We start from the raw sequence: 17,375 nt of genomic DNA on the forward strand, positions 1-17,375 counted from the left end.
CGGGAGGCGCGCGAAGAACCACCTCCTCGAGGCGAACCTCCGTCTCGTCGTCTCGCTGGCCAAGCGCTACACCGGTCGCGGGATGCTGTTCCTCGATCTGATTCAGGAGGGCAACCTCGGTCTGATCCGCGCGGTCGAGAAGTTCGACTACACCAAGGGCTACAAGTTCTCGACCTACGCCACCTGGTGGATCCGTCAGGCGATCACCCGCGCGATGGCCGATCAGGCCCGCACGATCCGTATCCCGGTGCACATGGTCGAGGTGATCAACAAGCTTGCGCGTGTCCAGCGGCAGATGCTCCAGGACCTGGGCCGCGAGCCCACCCCGGAGGAGCTGGCCAAGGAGCTCGACATGACCCCGGAGAAGGTCATCGAGGTCCAGAAGTACGGTCGTGAGCCGATCTCGCTGCACACCCCCCTGGGTGAGGACGGCGACTCGGAGTTCGGTGACCTGATCGAGGACTCCGAGGCCATCGTCCCGGCCGACGCGGTCTCCTTCACGCTTCTCCAGGAGCAGCTGCACGCCGTCCTCGACACGCTCTCGGAGCGTGAGGCAGGCGTGGTCTCGATGCGCTTCGGTCTGACCGACGGCCAGCCCAAGACGCTCGACGAGATCGGCAAGGTCTACGGCGTGACGCGTGAGCGCATCCGCCAGATCGAGTCCAAGACGATGTCGAAGCTGCGCCACCCGTCGCGCTCGCAGGTCCTGCGCGACTACCTGGACTGATCAGCCCCTGACGTCAGACACGAAGCCCCGCCCGGTTCGCCGGAGCGGGGCTTCGTCGACTTCCGGGTTCGCCACCGCCGACTTCCGGGTTCATCACCGCCGACTTCCGGGTTCACCACCGTCGACTTCCGGGTTCGCCCCCGAACTCAGTCCAGCCTGAACCGCATCCGCGGCAGAACCCGCCCCGGAACAGACCCGCTCGGCGACTCACCGACGACCTCGGCACCCTGGCTCCGGTAGAACGCCGCCGCGTCGGGATCGGCGTCGAGCAGCACCTCGGCGTACCCGCGTCGACGGCCTTCGGCCAGGGCATGGTCGAGCAGGGTGCGACCGATGCCGAGCCCGATGTACGGCGGATCGACGAACAGCATCGCCAGCTCACCGCTCGGCGCCGGCCCGTCGAGCAGCACGAACCCGGCGACGTTCCACCGCCCGTCGTCGGAGGCTCCGTCGTCGGAGGCCCCGACCTCGGCAACCGTGACGTCACCGACCTGGGACTGACGCAGGGTGAGCTCGGCGCGGCAGACGTCCAGGAACTCCGCGGAGTAGCCCCAGTGCCCCTTCGAGCGCAGCGCCAGCGCCGAGAGCAGGTCGACCTCGGTCGGCAGGGCCGGGCGCAGCAGGACGGGCGACGTCATCGGGTCAGCCTAGAGCGACCAGGGCGACGGCCACGCCGGTCAGTCCGAGCCCGAGGGCCTGGATCTTGTGCACGTGCTCGCGCAGGATCGCCACGGCGAGCAGGACCGTCACCGCCGGATAGAGCGAGCTGAGCACGGCTGCGACGCTGAGCATCCCGGAGTTGGCGGCGGCGAGGAAGAAGATCACCGCGGTGCCACCGAGCAGACCACCGGCGCTGGCCCACCAGTCGCTGCGTCGGGTGGGACGCCAGGCCTCGCCCAGGAACGTCGCGATCAGGGCGGTGAAGAGCGCGCCGACGGCCATCGAGAGCACCACCGGCCAGTGGCCCGCGGCCTCGGGTACCTGGGCGATGGTGGCGAAGCCGAACCCGAAGCCGACACCGGCCAGCAGGCCGAAGAGGGCGCCGGAGTCCGAGGTCGGCACCGGCGACGACCCTGAGGGGGACCCGGCAGAGTCCTCGACGCCCGCCGCCGTTGACGTCGCCGCGGCGGTCGGCGGCGCAGCAGCGACCAGGAAGACGGCCGGCAGCGCCAGCACCAGGCCGGTCCACACGATCCCGCCGGGGCGGTCCCCGTCGATCACGCCGACCAGGGCGGGCACGATCGCGCCGACGATGCCGGTGATCGGGGCGACGACGCCCATTCGGCCGATCGCGAGGCCGTGGTAGAGCGCGACCATCCCGAGGCCCGTGCACACGCCGGAGAGGGCGCCCCACGCCAGCGAGCCGCCGGTGAGGTGGCTGGTCGTCGCCACGGAGATCACGATCGTCGCCGCCATCCCGCCGAGCTGGCTGCAGAACGCCGAGGTCCAGGCAGGGATCTTGGTGCTCACCACCCCGCCGATGAAGTCCGAGGTCCCGTAACACAGGGCCGAGAGCAGAGCGAAGAGGACACTCACGTGACTACCACCATTCCAGTCAGGGTGACCGCCACAGCGAGCGCCGCGACGGAAAGCTCGATGAGGAGTGATAGGCCCGCCGCCTTGAGGGCGACGAACGTTGACGAGGTGGCCTCACCAGCACCCAGTCGTACCACCTCGGCGATCCACACGCCGAGAACGAAACCGAGCACCAGACCGATGACCGGGATCACGAAGAACCCCACCACACCGACCCCGAGGCCGATCAACTGGGTCCGGCCCGGGATGCCTGCGTCGGCGAGCCGGCGGCCCGGGACGACGTACTTCACGACCATGCCGGCGACCAGGAGGGCCAGCGCCACCGAGGTGAAGATCCAGGCCCGGCCGTCGTCGGCCTGGAGGGCCCAGACCACCGTGGCGGCGGCGATGATCAGGCTGCCGGGCACGACCAGGGCGACGATGCCGCACAGTCCGAGCAGCATGGTGAGGAGCAGCAGGACTTCGACGCCGGTCATGAGGGCAACCTAGTCTCGGTCGACCGACCTGACCCGACCGACCTGACCCGACCGACCCCGGAAACGACGAAGCCCCGGCCGCAAGGCCGGGGCAACGTGTCGAGGGGAGCGCTCAGTCGACGATCGGGCGCTTCTCGGTGAGCTTGTGGGTCTCGTCGACGACGTTCGCGGCGAGCTCCTTGATCTTGTCACCGTGCTCGCGGGCGTGGTGGGCGCAGAACAGCAGCTCTCCGCCGGACTGGAGCTCAACGCGGAGGTAGGCCTGGGCTCCACAGCGATCGCACCGATCGGCGGCGGTCAGTGCGGGGCTGGGGGCAACGGCGGTGGTCGCAGTGCTCATTTCGGGCCTCATTTCTGTCTCGGTGACTAGTGCAACGTAGCGGGGGGAACCAAGATTCCCGACTCTGCGTGTCACCTCTCACATCATCCAATCATGGACTGACACTCGAGACATCGGCATTTCGGCCTGTGAACTTCGCTCCTTGTGGGTAGTGCCGCGCTACCGGTCGTCTCGTTCACCCTCCAACCTAGTCGGCCGTTCAACGCGCGTGCCTCCACACCGGATCGGCGTGTCGCGGGTAGATTTGGACGACCATGAGCGACACGTACAACGCCGCGCACCTGCTCGTCCTGGAGGGCCTGGAGGCGGTTCGCAAACGACCCGGCATGTACATCGGGTCCACCGACACCCGCGGCCTGATGCACTGCGTCTGGGAGATCATCGACAACGGCGTCGACGAGGCCCTGGCGGGCTTCGCCGGCCGCGTCGAGGTGACGCTGCACGCCGACGGCTCGGTCGAGGTGTACGACGACGGGCGCGGCATCCCGACGGACAAGGAGCCCAAGACCGGGCTCACCGGCGTCGAGGTCGTGGCGACGAAGCTGCACGCGGGCGGGAAGTTCGGCGGGTCGTCGTACGCCGCCACCGGTGGTCTGCACGGTGTCGGCCTTTCGGTGGTCAACGCGCTCAGCTCGCGGATGGACATCGACGTCGACCGGTCGCCGGCCCGGCAGGGGATCAGCTTCCAGCGCGGTGTGCCCGGTGTCTTCGACGGCGCCGAGCCCGACGCCGGCTTCACCCCGGCCAACGGCCTGACCCGCAAGGGCGGCCGGGTCGCGAAGGGCAAGTCCGGCACCCTGGTCCGGTTCTGGCCCGACCGTCAGATCTTCACTCGTGACGCGGGTTTCGTCTGGGACGACCTGGTCGGTCGCGCCCGGCAGACGTCGTTCATCGTGCCCGGCCTCGAGCTGGTGCTGCGCGACCTGCGCGGCGAGCTGCCGGTGGAGGAGAAGTTCCTGCACGCAGGCGGCATCGGCGAGTTCGTCGACTTCCTCTCCACCGGCAACGCGGTCACCGAGGTGCTGCGGCTGCAGGGCTCGGACAACTTCACCGAGACCGTGCCGATGCTCGACGACAAGGGCCACATGACGCCCCAGGACGTCGAGCGGACCCTGGGCGTCGACGTGGCGCTGCGCTGGGTGGACGGCTACGACACCGTGATGAAGTCCTTCGTCAACGTGATCGCCACCCCCAAGGGCGGCACCCATGTCTCGGGCTTCGAGGGCGCGCTGAAGAAGACCTTCAACGACGCCATGCGCGCCGCCAAGGTGCTCAAGGTCAACGACCCCGACATCACCACCGAGGACGCCCTGGAGGGTCTGACCGCCGTCGTCACGGTGCGGCTGGCCGAGCCGCAGTTCGAGGGCCAGACCAAGGAGATCCTCGGCACCCCGGCCGCCCGCTCCGCGGTCCGCAAGGTCGTCGCCGCTGAGCTCAAGACCTTCCTGACCTCGACGAAGGCCAAGGAGAAGGCCCAGGCCAAGCTGGTGATGGAGAAGGTCTACGGCGCTGCCAAGACCCGCATCGCTGCCCGTCAGCACAAGGAGACCCAGCGCCGCAAGAACGCCCTGGAGTCCAGCGCCCTGCCCGCCAAGCTCGCGGACTGCCGCGCGGCCGACAACGAGCGCACCGAGCTCTTCATCGTCGAGGGTGACTCCGCGCTCGGCACCGCCAAGATGGCGCGCAACTCCGAGTTCCAGGCGCTGCTGCCGATCCGCGGCAAGATCCTCAACGTCCAGCGGGCCTCGGTCGCCGACATGCTGAAGAACGCCGAGTGCTCCTCGATCATCCAGGTCGTCGGCGCCGGTTCGGGTCGGACCTTCGACCTCGACGCAGCGCGCTACGGCAAGGTCATCTTCATGGCCGACGCCGACGCCGACGGTGCCCACATCCGCACCCTGTTGGCCACCCTCTTCATGAAGTACATGCCCGAGATGGTCAAGGCCGGCCGGATCTACAGTGCCGTGCCGCCACTGCACCGGATCGAGCTCTCCAACCCCAAGAAGGGGATGGAGAAGTACATCTACACGTACTCCGACGACGAGCTGCAGCGCAAGCTCGCCGAGCTGAAGAAGAAGAACATCAACGTCAAGGGCTCCCCGCAGCGCTACAAGGGCCTGGGCGAGATGGATGCCGACCAGCTGGCCGAGACCACGATGGACCCACGCCACCGCACCCTGCGTCGCCTCACCGTCGACGACGCCGAGGCGGCCGGCAGGATCTTCGAGCTCCTGATGGGCACCGACGTGGCCCCGCGCAAGGAGTTCATCACCGCCGGAGCCAGCCAGCTCTCCGACACCGATCTCGACTTCTAGGAGTCGACGATGACTGATCAGAAGGCACGGCGGATGGCCGTCGCCAAGGCCTTCCGTGAGCACAAGATCCCGTTGCGCAAGGGGCACTGGAAGATCCAGGGCACCGAGGTGGTGTGGTGGGTGAACCTGCGCTCGGATTCGCCGCTGCCCACGGCGGCGCTCGGCTTCGAGATCGGTGCCTGGGTCGCCGGTGCCGGCCCTGAGCCCGAAGGCGGCGCGATCGACTGCCCGCTGCTGGCCGACCAAGCCCTCGGTGCCGACCCCGCCGCCCAGACGGCGGCGCTGGTCGCCCAGCTCCAGGCGATCGGCACCGTGGCCGAGCTGGACGCTGCCGTCGATGCCGACGCGTTCCCCGAGGCCTACCTGGATGCGACGCTGCGGGAGATCCTGGGACGATAGCGGGGTGAACATCGGCACCCCGCTCTCGGCCTCCTCCACCACCGCACTCCTGCTCGGCTCCGGCGAGCTCGGCAAGGAGGTGGTCATCGAGCTGCAACGGCTCGGCGTGGAGACCGTCGCCGTCGATCGGTACGCCGACGCGCCGGCGATGCAGGTAGCCCACCGGTCCCACGTGATCGACATGCAGGACCCGGTGGCGCTGCGTGAGCTGCTGCTGGCCGAGAGGCCCGACGTGGTGATCCCCGAGATCGAGGCGATCGCGACCTCGGTGCTGGCCGAGCTGGAGGCAGCGGGCCAGGTGCGGGTAGCCCCGACCGCGCAGGCCACGGTGCTCACCATGAACCGTGAGGGCATCCGCCGGCTCGCCGCGGAGACGCTGGGCGTGCCCACGTCGCCGTACGCCTTCGTCGACAGCCTGGAGGAGTTCCGCGCCGCCGCCGACGAGCTCGGCTGGCCGGTCGTGATCAAGCCGGTGATGTCGTCCTCGGGCAAGGGCCAGTCGGTGGTCAGGAGCGCTGCCGACGTCGAGGCGGCGTGGGAGTTCGCCCAGACCGGTGGCCGCGGCTCGCAGTCGGCGCGCTGCATCGTGGAGGGGTTCGTCGCCTTCGACACCGAGATCACGCTGCTGACCGTTCGCCACGTCGACGGCACCACGTTCCTCGACCCGATCTTCCACCGCCAGGTCGACGGCGACTACGCCGAGTCGTGGCAGGAGCCAGCCGGTACGGCGTTCGGGTGGCTGTCGGCGGCCCAGGAGGTCGCCGGTGCTGTCACCGAGGCGCTCGGCGGCTGGGGGCTGTTCGGGGTCGAGCTGTTCATCCGCGGCGACGAGGTGATCTTCAGCGAGGTCTCCCCGCGCCCGCACGACACCGGCCTGGTGACGCTGGTGAGCCAGGACGTCAGCGAGTTCGGCCTGCACGCCCGCGCGGTGCTCGGCCTGCCGGTCGCCGTCACCCGCTGGCCTGGCGCTGCAGCGTCGTGGCCGATCAAGGTGCACGGCTCCGGGGTGCCGTCCTTCGCCGGCCTGGCGGACGCCTATGCCCTCGACCCGAGCGTCCAGGTCCGGCTCTTCGGCAAGCCCCGCGTCGATGGCGAGCGCCGGGTAGCGGTCACCCTGGTCCGGGGTGCGGCCTCGGGCACCGACGGCGCGCCGGCGGCGGCAGGTACGGCCCGGGCGCTGGCCAAGGCAGCCGCTGAGGCGATCACGGTCACCCTGGCCTAGCCGACTTCCGGGTTCACCACGCCCGACTTCCGGGTTCGCCACGCGCGACTTCCGGGTTCGCCACGCCCGAGTTCCGGGTTCGCCACGCGCGACTTCCGGGTTCGCCACGCCCGAGTTCCGGGTTCGCCACGCGCGAGTTCTGGGTTCGCCACGTGCGAGTTCTGGGTTCGCCACGTGCGAGTTCCGGGTTCACCACCGGCGACCTCCGGGTTGTCCACCAGAGCCTTGGCGCCAGTACGACGAAGTCCCGCCCTGCGCATGATGAGACGCGCGGGGCGGGACTTCGGACGTGAGTAACCCGGATCTCGATGGGGAGAAAGCCGGATCTCGGCGGTGGTGAACCCGGATCTCGGCGGTGGTGAACCCGGAAGTCGGCGGATCAGATCTTCTGCGAGATGAGGCCGGAGTCAACGTCGTAGACGAAGCCGCCGACCAGGGCGCGGTCGCCGATCAGGGGGTGCGAGGTGACCTTGTGGACGTCCTCGCCCAGGGCGCGGAGCTGGTCCTCGACGACGTGGAAGGGCTGCCAGGAGGCGTCGACGCCGGCGGACTTCTCGACCCGCTCGCGGATCTCGGCCTCGGTGCTGCTGGCCACGGCACAGCGGGTGTGCGGCACGATCAGGATGCGGTTGACGTTGAGCAGGTGGACGCCGAGGATCAGCGCCTCCATCGCCTGCGGCGTCACGCGGCCACCGGGGTTGCGGAAGATCTTCGCGTCACCGGGCTTCAGGCCGAGCATGTTGAGCGGGTCGATCCGGGAGTCCATGCAGGTCACGATCGCCACGCCCGCGTGGGCGACACCGTCGAAGCCGCTGAGCGGGAAGTCGGAGGCGTAGGTGGCGTTGGCACCGAGCAGATCGTCGAAGTTTCTCACCGAAGAATCCATAGCCCGACCTTAGCCGGTACGCCGACCCAGCAGCAGCAGGGCCAGCACTGCTGCGATCGTGGCCGCCCCGGCGGCCCCCACGAAGACCGCGTGCTCCTGGGCGATGCCGGCGTTCTGGATCAGGGCGCTGAACTCGGCGCACCGGGACTTGCCCGAGCAGACCTCCTGCACCGGCGGCAGGTTCGCCTGCTCGGCGTAGTAGCGCCGCAGCCCGATCCCGGTCAGCACCGAGATGCCGACCAGCATCCCGATCATGCGGGCCACCACCGTGGCGGCACTGGCGACACCGTGGGACTGCTCCGGTGCCGCGGCGAGCACCGCATGGTTGATCGGGGCCAGCGCCAGGCCGAAGCCGAGACCTCCCAGGACGAGCGGCACCGTGGCCCAGAACGAGGAGAGCGCGTCGGCATCCCAGGAGGCCATCAGCGCGAAGCCGAGGGCGGCGAGCACCATCCCCCCGGCAGCGACCAGGGCGGGGGAGAGGCGCTGCACGAGCCAGCCACCGGCCACGGCCCCGATCGGTAGGGCGACCAGGAACCGGACCAGCACCAGGGCGGCGAGCAGCTGGGAGTCGGTGTAGATCGTCGTCCGGGCGAAGAGCGGGATGTCGACCAGGGCGACCACCAGGGCGGCGCCGACGAAGAAGCTGACCAGCACCCCGCCCCAGGCCGGTCGGGCCCGCAGAGTCGCGGGGGCGATCAACGGCGTCGGGGTCCGCCGCAGATGCACGACGAACGCGACCAGGGCGAGGGCGGAGATGGCCAGGTACCAGCCGCCCAGGGGCGTCAGGACGCTCACCTTCGGGTCGGCCTCGGCGAAGGCGAGGACGACCCCGCCCAGGGCGAGTGCCAGCAGGAACGCTCCGGGCAGGTCGGCGGCACGGGTGTCGCTCCACCACCGGCGCAGGTCGATCAGCGGCCGGCGGGCGACCAGGCAGCGCACCACGAAGAGCACCGACCCGCCGATCACGGTCAGCCCGAGCGGCGTCATCCAGTCGCTGAGCCCGGTCACGGGCACGTACAGCTCACCCCAGGTGAGGTCGGTGACCAGCGAGGTCGGCTTGATCGTCAGCAGCATCGCCGCGACCGCCGTCGCCGCCGCGATCAGGACGCCCAGGAGGTCGGGCACCCGCAGCGGTGACCGGTCCCGGGTGCGGATCGCGACGGCCAGGACGACGGCGACGACCAGGTTGAGGGCGAAGATCGCCCGCCAGTCGGTGATCGCCAGGATGGCGGCCCCGAGCAGCGGCCCGAGCACGGCGCCGAGCTCCTGAGCGGCCGAGACCAGACCCAGGGGCATCGCGCGGCGTTCGACCGGATACAGATCGGCGACCAGAGCGAGCGTGGCCGGCACCAGCGCGCCCGCGCCGACCCCCTGCAGGAACCGGCCCGCCACGATGGTGGGCAGACCGTAGGAGAGCGCCGTCACGAACGAGCCGAACGCGAACAGCACCAGACCGGCGACCAGGACCGGCGCACGACCCCGTAGGTCGGCGATCCGGCCGATCAACGGGAGCATGGCGACGTACCCCAGCAGGAAGCCGGAGATGATCGGCGCCCCGCGCTGGAGCTCGTCGACCGAGAGCCCGACGCCGTGCATGATGTCGGGCAGCGCCAGCACGATGACGTACGTGTCGGCGGCGGTGAAGCAGACGGCGAAGGCGGCCAGCGCCAGCAGGCCGCGTCGCAGCGTCATCTCAGATCACTTCGGAGCGGTGATGGTCTTGCTGGTCCCGTAGTGGTCGAGATCGATGGTGTACGTCTCGGTATCCCCGGTGTTGTAGATGTCGCCCTTGAGCACGATCTGGCGCAGCTCCTCGGAGTCGGTGACCGTGTACGTGACGTCGAGGTCCTTGGTGATCAGCGGCACCAGGAGCTGGCCGGATTTGGCCGGCAGCGTCCCCGAGTACGACGTCAGGATCTCCTTGTTGCCGACGCCGCCGCGCACCTTGTCACCCTCGACCAGTCCCGTGGTGGCGGTGAGCCAGTCCGAGAGGCCGCCACTGGCAGCGGCCAGGGTGGCCGGGTCCGGGGCGCCGTACTCGGAGGGGTCGATGGTCTGCCAACCGACGCTCAACGGCAGCTGGGCGTAGACCTTGCCGTCCACGGCGACGATCGGGACCTGGGGCTTGAGGCCCGCGTACTGCACGGTGATCGAGCCGTCGAAGCCCGGCGCGTGGGTGAGCGTGCCCGAGCCGCTGAGTAGCGCGGTGACATCGGTGGGCACGCCGGTCGCGGTGATGCCGAGGTTGAGGCCGCTGGTCTCGTCCAGGGTCTTCTTGGCCTGGGCGAGCACCTGGGCGGGGGTCGTCGGCGCCGTGGACTCCTTCGAGCCCGACGTCGTGGAGGAGCCACAGCCGGCGAGCAGGGAGAGTGCGAGGCAGGCCGTCAGGAGGCGTCCGGTCGTGAGCATGGGGGTCACCCTCCCACGGGGCCGGCGACGGCGTCGATCGGCTGGGACGCCGGGACCCCGGAGCCGTCGCGACGCAGGTCGGGCTCGGGCAGGTCGATCGGGGCACCGGAGTTGGCCGCCGCGCGGGCGGGGCCGGGGCCGGCCCAGGCGAAGATCACGGTGTCCTCGCCACGCAGGTAGCGGTGGCAGCGCACGCCGCCGGTGGCGCGGCCCTTGGCCGGGTACTCCGAGAACGGGGTCACCTTGACCGAGCCGGTCTCCGTGCCCGGCAGGGCCGAACTGGAGCCCGAGGCGGTGACGACGACCGCGTCGGTCGGGTCGAAGGCACCGAAGAAGATGGCTTTCGAGCCGGCGGCGATCCGGATGCCGGCCATGCCGCCGGCGTTGCGTCCCTGCGGGCGGACCAGGTCGGCGTTGAAGTGCAGCAGCTGGGCGTCGGCGGTGATGAAGCACAGCTCCTCGGTGCCGGTGGCGAGCTCGACGGCGCCGATCACCTCGTCCTTGTCGGCGAGGTTGATCACCTCCCAGTCGTCCTTGCCGAGCACCTCGGGGTTGACCCGCTTCACCACGCCGAGCTTGGTGCCCAGGGCGATGCCGTGGCCCTCGGTGGCGAGCGTGACCAAGGCCAACGCGCGCTCGGTGCCGGTCAGCGCGAGCACCGCGCTGAGCGGCACTCCGCCCTGCAGGTTTGGGTCGCCGGCCGTGGCCGGGATGGCGGGCAGGTCCAGCACGCTGAGCTTGACCAGTCGTCCGGCCGAGGTGATCACGCCGATCTCGCCGCGCACGCTGGTGCGCACGATCGAGGTGATCACGTCGTGGTTGGCGCGACCACCGCCGGTGGCGATCGGCTCGTCCGAGGACGTCCGGGCCAGCAGGCCGGTCGAGGAGAGCAGGGCGAAGCACGGGTCGTCGGCGACCTCGGCCGACATCTTCTGCGCCTCGATCGCGGCTGTGCCGGCGCTGGCCAGCAGCACCGTGCGGCGCGGCGTGCCGAACGTCTTGGCGACGACGCCGAGCTCGTCGGAGACGACCTTCTTGAGCAGGTCCTCGTCGCCCAGGATGGCGTCGAGGTCCTCGATCGTCTTCTTGAGTTCCTCGGACTCCTTGTCCAGCTCGATCTTGGAGAACTTCGTCAGCCGGCGCAGCGCCATGTCGAGGATGTACTCGGCCTGGAGCTCGGAGAGGTCGAAGACGCTCATCAGGCGCTCCTTGGCCGCCGCGGCGTTCTCCGAGGAGCGGATCAGCTGGATGACCTCGTCGATGTCGAGGATCGCCAGCAGCAGGCCCTCGACCAGGTGCAGTCGGGCGGCGGCCTTGTCGCGGCGGAACTGGCTGCGCCGGCGGACGACCTCGTAGCGGTGGTCCAGGAAGACCTGGAGCAGCTCCTTGAGGCCGAGCGTGCGCGGCTGGCCGTCGACCAGGGCGACGTTGTTGATCCCGAAGGAGTCCTCCATCGGGGTCTGCTTGTAGAGGTGCTCGAGCACGACCTCGGGGACGAAGCCGTTCTTGACCTCGATCACCAGCCGCAGGCCGTTGTCCTTGTCGGTGAGGTCCTTGAGGTCGGCGATGCCCTCGAGCTTCTTGGACTGGACCAGGGTCTTGATCCGCTCGACGACCTTCTCCACGCCGACGGTGTAGGGCAGCTCGGTGACGACGATGCCCTTGCGTCGCCCGACCGGCTCGATCCGGGCGGTGGCGCGGATCTTGAAGGAGCCGCGGCCGGTCTCGTAGGCGTCGCGGATGCCGTCCAGACCGACGATGGTGCCGCCGGTGGGCAGGTCCGGGCCGGGGATGAAGCGCATCAGCGCCTCGGTGTCGAGGGTGGGCTTCTTGATCAGCTCGCGCAGCGCGGCGATTACCTCGACCAGGTTGTGCGGGGCCATGTTGGTGGCCATGCCGACCGCGATGCCGGTGGTGCCGTTGACGACCAGGTTGGGGATCGCCGAGGGGAGCACGGAGGGCTCGGTCTCGCGGGCGTCGTAGTTGGGCCGGAAGTCGACGGTGTTCTCGTCGATGTCGGCGGTCATCGCCATCGCGGCGGGCGCCATCCGGCACTCGGTGTAACGCATCGCGGCCGGGCCGTCGTCCAGGGAGCCGAAGTTGCCGTGGCCGTCGATGAACGGCACCCGCATCGACCAGGGCTGGGCCATCCGCACCAGGGCGTCGTAGATCGCGGTGTCGCCGTGCGGGTGCAGTCGACCCATCACCTCACCGACGACACGCGCCGACTTCACGTGGCCGCGGTCGGGGCGCAGCCCCATGTCGGCCATCGTGTAGAGGATCCGGCGCTGCACCGGCTTGAGGCCGTCGCGGGCGTCGGGCAGGGCGCGCGAGTAGATCACCGAGTACGCGTACTCCAGGAAGGAGGACTCCATCTCGGCCTTGATGTCGGTGTCGAGGATGTGCTCCTCGAACTCTTCGGGAGCGTCGGGGGTGCTGCGCCGTGCCATAGGGGGCATTCTCCCTGAGGCCGCCGACACTTCCGCGCAGGCTCGCGCAGTAGAGGCGATCCTGCTCCCGAATCGCGGATGCGGAGGCCGATGCTCACCCCTGGCCCGGTAGATTCCTGTCGTGACCTCGGCTGACGAATCTCCTGCTGACGTAGGCGTACAGGCCCCGCCCGACCACTGGGAGGCCGACGTCCTGCTGCGCGACGGCAGCACCGCCCACATCCGGCCGATCCTGCCTGCCGACGAGGAGCTGCTCGTCGACTTCTACGACCACCGGGTCAGCGACGAGTCGAAGTACTACCGCTTCTTCTCCCCGATGCCGCACCTGTCCGAGCGCGACGTGCACCGCTTCACCCACGTCGACAACGTCGGCCGGGTGGCGTTCGTGGTGATCCTCGGCGGTGACATCATCGCCACCGGGCGCTACGACGAGGTCACCCCGGGCGAGGCCGAGGTCGCCTTCCTGGTCAGCGACCAGCACCAGGGCCGCGGCATCGCCCAGATCCTGCTCGAGCACCTCGCCCAGGCGGGCCGCGAGCGCGGCATCTCCTCCTTCATCGCCGAGGTGCTGCCCGACAACTCCCGGATGATCCAGACCTTCCGCGACGCCGGCTACCGGGTGGCCAGCGGCTACGAGGACGGGATCATCAGGCTCGAGTTCCCGATCGAGCCCACCGAGACCGCCATCGGGGTGATGCTCGACCGCGAACACGAGGCCGAGGCCGCCTCGATCAGCCGCTTCCTCAACCCGCGCTCGGTCGCCATCATCGGTGCGTCGCGGCGTCAGGAGACCATCGGCCAGGTCCTGGTCCGCAACATGGTCAACGCCGACTTCACCGGCCGGGTCTACGTGGTTAACCCGAACTCCAGTGCGGTCTCCGGGATGCCGGCGTACAAGCGCGTCCAGGACATCGACGCCGACGTCGACGTGGCCATCGTCGCCGTCCCGGCCGAGGCGGTCCAGGACGTCGTCCTGGACTGTGCCGCCAAGGGCATCCACGGTCTGGTGATCATCTCCGCCGGCTTCGCCGAGACCGGGGAGGAGGGACGCGCCCGTCAGCGCCGCCTGGTCGGGCTCTCGCGCTCGTACGGGCTGCGGATCATCGGCCCGAACGCGCTGGGCATCATCAACACCGACCCGTCGGTGCGGATCAACGCCTCCATCTCCCAGGTGATGCCGCCGCGCGGTCGAGCGGGCTTCTTCTGCCAGTCCGGTGCGCTCGGCTCGGCGATCCTGGAGAAGGTGCAGAGTCGTGGCCTGGGTCTGTCCACCTTCGTCAGCGCCGGCAACCGCGCCGACGTCTCGGGCAACGACCTGCTGCAGTACTGGGAGGAGGACGACTCCACCGAGGTCGTGATGATGTACCTGGAGTCGCTCGGAAACCCGCGCAAGTTCTCCCGGATCGCGCGCCGCGTCTCGCTGCGCAAGCCGATCGTCGCGGTCCGGTCGGGCCGCACCACCCAGGGTGTGCCGATGGGCCACGCGGTGCGCAAGATCGCCGCGCCGCCGCAGGCGGTGGACGCGATGTTCCGCCAGGCCGGCGTGATCCAGGTCGACACCCTCGAAGACATGTTCGACGTCGCCCAGCTGCTCGCCCACCAGCCGCTGCCGCGGGGTCGCCGGGTCGCGATCGTGGGCAACTCCGACGCGCTCGGCCTGCTCGCCGCCGACGCCGCCGCCGGTGCCGGGCTGGTGGTCAACCGGCAGATCCCGCTCTCCTCGATTCCGACCGCCGAGGAGTTCGAGGACGCCCTCGACCAGGCCATCGACGACCCCGAGGTCGACGCCGTGGTCGCCGTCTACATCCCGCCGCTGTCGATCAGCGGCGAGGAGATCGCCAACGTTCTTGCCGCCGTGGGGGAGCAGTCTGACAAGCCGCTGCTGGCCTCCTTCCTGGGCGCCGAGGGTGTCCCGGAGCTGCTGCGCGTCCCCGACGTCGCCGGCTCGACGGCCGGACGCGGCTCGGTGCCGTCGTACTCCTCGGTGGAGAGTGCGGTCCGTGCGCTGGCCCGCGTCGTCGAGTACGCCGTGTGGCTGCGGACCCCGGACGGCCCGATGATCGAGACCGCCGCCGCAGACCTGAGCCGGGCGCGGGCGATCGTCACGACCGCCCTGGAGCAGCGCCCGCTCGGCGGTGACCTGACCCGCGACGAGCTCGCCGGGGTGCTGTCGTGCTTCGGCATCGAGCTGTGGCCCACGCGTGCCGTCGACACCCTGGCCGACGCCCAGGAGGCCGCCCGCGACCTGGGCTGGGACGTCGTGCTCAAGTCGACCGCGGACCACCTGCGCGAGCGGCCCGACCAGGCCCACGTGTGGCGCAACATCGTCGACGACCACACGATGGAGGAGGCCTGGCGTGCGCTGACCGGCTTCACCGGCGACCTCGCCGGTCGGGGGACCGCGTCCAGCTTCGTGGTGCAGCGCCTCGCCCCGCCCGGTGTGCCGCTGATGATCCGCTCGATCGAGGACCCGCTCTTCGGGCCGGTGGTCTCCTTCGGCATCGCCGGACCGCTCAGCGAGCTGCTCGGCGACCGGAGCTACCGGATCCCGCCACTGTCCCAGCGCGACGCCGCGGCGATGGTGCGCGAGGTCAAGGCGGCTCCGATGCTCTTCGGCTACCGGGGTGCCGAGGTGGTCGACGTGGACGAGGTCGAACGCCTCATCCGCCGGGTCGCCCAGCTCCAGAACGACCTGCCCCAGATCAGTGCGCTGACCCTCGATCTGGTCCTGGCCGGACCCGACGGTGCCAGCGTCCTGACGGCCGGGGCCCGGGTCGAGCCGGTGCTCGATCCGCGCTCGGACTGGTTCGTCCGCCGGATGCCGTCGCTGCCTGGCGACACCATCCCGAACTGACCCGGTCGGGTCGTGACAGACTGACCCCTATGAGCACCACCCATCCGAGTCACGCCGAGGTCGACCGGACCGCTGATCTGCGCCACGCCATCGACCTGACGGGCTACTACCCGGAGGTCGTGGCCGACGGGGTCGGCGGGGCCGTGGCGGGGGAGCGGGTGGTCGACTTCTTCGTGCACCACGAGCCGACCTTCGACCACGACGAGGTCCGACGTCACCTCTCGGTGCTGGTGCTGACCCCGACCCGGCTGATCCTGGCCCACACCGACGAGCACCCCGGCGACGACCTGCTGCCCGAGCCGTACACGTCGACCTCGACCGAGGCGATCCGGCTCTCCTCGCTCACCTCGGTGGTCGTCACCCGGATGAGCGCCAACCCGACCTCGGGCCGGCCCGCTGCCGCCGAGGCGGTGCTCAGCCTGGGCTGGGGAGCGGTGCAGCGGATCGACCTGGAGCCGGCCGGCTGCGCCGACCCGAACTGCGAGGCGGACCACGGCTACACCGGTCTGCTCAACTCCGATGACTTCTCGCTGCGGGTCTCGGCTGCTGCCGAGGGCCCGGAGGCCGTTGCCGGCCTGCTGCGTTTCGCCCAGGCCCTCTCAGCGCTGTCCTACGTCGCGTGAGCACGCCGACCGCGGGGCACGACGAGTTCGTCACCCCTGCCTACGGGCGGCGGTCGCTGGGCGACGTCGTGCCGGCGATCGCCCATGCTCTCGACCTCGGGGGCCTGGCCACGCCCACCGAGCTGGAGCTGCCCGATGCCTCGGCGTACGTGGTCTTCCTGGTCGACGGCCTGGGGGCCAACGTCCTGCGTCGCTACGCCCACGCGGCGCCGTACCTCTCCTCGCTGCTGGCCGAGCCCGGCACCGCCGGCGTGCCCTCGACCACGGCGACCAGCCTGACCTCGTTCGGCACCGGGCTGACCCCGGGCGCGCACGGCCTGGTCGGCTACACCAGCCGGATCCCCGGCACCGACCGGCTGCTCAATGCGCTCCAGTGGAGCAAGGACATCGACCCGCACGAGTGGCAGCCCAACCGCACGACGTTCCAGAGCCTGCGTGAGGCAGGCACGCCGGTGGCGGTGATCAACAAGCGCGAGTACGCCGGCTCCGGCCTCACCGAGGCGGCGCACCGCGGTGCGGAGTTCATCGGCGCGGACAAGGTCGGCGAGCGGATCGCCGCCGCATCGATCGCCTCGGCCGAGCGTGGCTCGATCACCTACCTGTACGACGGCGACCTGGACTGGACCGGGCACCGGCACGGTGTCGCCTCCAGCCCGTGGCTCCAGCAGCTGTCCATCATCGACTCCGAGGCCGAGCAGCTGCGCGAGTCGCTGCCGCACACGGTCAAGCTCCTGGTGGTGGCCGACCACGGCATGATCGACTGCGGTCCCGAGGACCGCACCGACGTCGACACCACCCCGGGGCTGCGCGACGGGGTCGCCCTGCTCGGCGGCGAGGCGCGCTTCCGGCACCTGTACTGCCGCAGCGGTGCGGTCGAGGACGTCGCGGCCACCTGGCGCGAGGTGCTCGGCGACAAGGCCGACGTGCTCACCCGGACCGAGGCGATCGAGGCCGGCTGGTTCGGCACCGTGGTGCCCCAGGTGCTGCCGCGCCTGGGCGACATCGTGGTCGCCAGCCGAGGCACCCACGCGGTGATGTCCTCGGCGTCCTTCCCGTACGAGACCACCCTGGTGGGACTGCACGGGTCGCTGACGGCCGACGAGATGCTGATCCCGATCCTGCTCGACTAGCGGGC

The 17,375-nt window shown here is 70.2% G+C and carries 15 protein-coding genes; 7 read left to right on the forward strand and 8 right to left on the reverse strand.

Going from position 1 to position 17,375, the window contains the following annotated elements; all coding sequences use genetic code 11:
• Positions 1–727: RNA polymerase sigma factor (locus Q1V88_RS08315; RefSeq protein ID WP_300680370.1), on the forward strand; the 727-nt coding region annotated here is incomplete at its 5' end.
• A 146-nt stretch (positions 728–873) separates the two neighbouring features.
• Here Q1V88_RS08315 and Q1V88_RS08320 read toward each other — a convergent pair.
• From Q1V88_RS08320 to Q1V88_RS08335, 4 genes are all read right to left on the reverse strand, one after another.
• Positions 874–1,365 (reverse strand): GNAT family N-acetyltransferase, encoded by a 492-nt coding sequence (locus tag Q1V88_RS08320; protein WP_300680371.1) that lies wholly within the window; start codon positions 1,363–1,365, stop codon positions 874–876.
• A gap of 4 nt (positions 1,366–1,369) precedes the next feature.
• Positions 1,370–2,263: an EamA family transporter gene (locus Q1V88_RS08325; protein ID WP_300680373.1), complete on the reverse strand. Its 894-nt coding sequence runs from the start codon at positions 2,261–2,263 to the stop codon at positions 1,370–1,372.
• The gene (locus Q1V88_RS08330; RefSeq protein WP_300680375.1) at positions 2,260–2,739 is read right to left on the reverse strand and encodes a DUF456 domain-containing protein; all 480 of its coding nucleotides are present in this window, start codon (positions 2,737–2,739) and stop codon (positions 2,260–2,262) included. The genes Q1V88_RS08325 and Q1V88_RS08330 overlap by 4 nt, the downstream gene beginning before the upstream one ends.
• 112 nt (positions 2,740–2,851) lie before the next feature.
• The gene (locus Q1V88_RS08335) at positions 2,852–3,079 is read right to left on the reverse strand and encodes a hypothetical protein (protein WP_300680377.1); all 228 of its coding nucleotides are present in this window, start codon (positions 3,077–3,079) and stop codon (positions 2,852–2,854) included.
• A 254-nt stretch (positions 3,080–3,333) separates the two neighbouring features.
• Here Q1V88_RS08335 and Q1V88_RS08340 point away from each other — a divergent pair, with 254 nt between their 5' ends.
• From Q1V88_RS08340 to purT, 3 genes are read left to right on the forward strand one after another with little or no spacing between them, the layout of a single operon-like run.
• Positions 3,334–5,394: a DNA topoisomerase IV subunit B gene (locus Q1V88_RS08340; RefSeq protein WP_300680379.1), complete on the forward strand. Its 2,061-nt coding sequence runs from the start codon at positions 3,334–3,336 to the stop codon at positions 5,392–5,394.
• A 9-nt stretch (positions 5,395–5,403) separates the two neighbouring features.
• Positions 5,404–5,793: a hypothetical protein gene (locus tag Q1V88_RS08345; protein ID WP_300680381.1), complete on the forward strand. Its 390-nt coding sequence runs from the start codon at positions 5,404–5,406 to the stop codon at positions 5,791–5,793.
• Between the two features lie 4 nt (positions 5,794–5,797).
• Positions 5,798–7,015, forward strand: coding sequence for a formate-dependent phosphoribosylglycinamide formyltransferase (gene purT, locus Q1V88_RS08350; RefSeq protein WP_300680383.1), 1,218 nt, complete (start codon positions 5,798–5,800; stop codon positions 7,013–7,015).
• A 379-nt stretch (positions 7,016–7,394) separates the two neighbouring features.
• On the opposite strand, the gene Q1V88_RS08355 is transcribed toward purT, so the two are convergent.
• The 4 genes from Q1V88_RS08355 to Q1V88_RS08370 are packed head-to-tail and all read right to left on the reverse strand — an operon-like array spanning position 7,395 to position 12,763.
• Positions 7,395–7,889 (reverse strand): carbonic anhydrase, encoded by a 495-nt coding sequence (locus Q1V88_RS08355; protein ID WP_300680385.1) that lies wholly within the window; start codon positions 7,887–7,889, stop codon positions 7,395–7,397.
• 21 nt (positions 7,890–7,910) lie between these two features.
• Positions 7,911–9,596 carry an MFS transporter gene (locus tag Q1V88_RS08360; RefSeq protein WP_300680387.1) on the reverse strand — a complete coding sequence of 562 codons (1,686 nt, stop codon included), beginning with the start codon at positions 9,594–9,596 and terminating at the stop codon, positions 7,911–7,913.
• A gap of 6 nt (positions 9,597–9,602) precedes the next feature.
• Complete coding sequence (locus Q1V88_RS08365) at positions 9,603–10,313, reverse strand: LppX_LprAFG lipoprotein (protein ID WP_300680389.1); 711 nt, start codon at positions 10,311–10,313, stop codon at positions 9,603–9,605.
• A gap of 5 nt (positions 10,314–10,318) precedes the next feature.
• Complete coding sequence (locus Q1V88_RS08370; protein ID WP_300680391.1) at positions 10,319–12,763, reverse strand: DNA topoisomerase (ATP-hydrolyzing); 2,445 nt, start codon at positions 12,761–12,763, stop codon at positions 10,319–10,321.
• 121 nt (positions 12,764–12,884) lie between these two features.
• On the opposite strand from Q1V88_RS08370, the gene Q1V88_RS08375 reads away from it, so the two are divergent.
• Genes Q1V88_RS08375 through Q1V88_RS08385 form a run of 3 tightly spaced genes read left to right on the forward strand, consistent with a single transcriptional unit; the run spans position 12,885 to position 17,370 of the window.
• Positions 12,885–15,617: a bifunctional GNAT family N-acetyltransferase/acetate--CoA ligase family protein gene (locus tag Q1V88_RS08375; protein WP_300680393.1), complete on the forward strand. Its 2,733-nt coding sequence runs from the start codon at positions 12,885–12,887 to the stop codon at positions 15,615–15,617.
• 29 nt (positions 15,618–15,646) lie between these two features.
• Positions 15,647–16,240 (forward strand): DUF5998 family protein, encoded by a 594-nt coding sequence (locus tag Q1V88_RS08380; protein ID WP_300680395.1) that lies wholly within the window; start codon positions 15,647–15,649, stop codon positions 16,238–16,240.
• Positions 16,237–17,370, forward strand: a complete 1,134-nt coding sequence (locus tag Q1V88_RS08385; protein ID WP_300680397.1) for a nucleotide pyrophosphatase/phosphodiesterase family protein — start codon at positions 16,237–16,239, stop codon at positions 17,368–17,370. Before Q1V88_RS08380 ends, Q1V88_RS08385 begins: the two co-directional genes overlap by 4 nt.
• The last annotated feature ends 5 nt before the right edge of the window (positions 17,371–17,375 follow it).

This window comes from Nocardioides sp., assembly GCF_030150155.1.
Lineage (GTDB): Bacteria > Actinomycetota > Actinomycetes > Propionibacteriales > Nocardioidaceae > Nocardioides.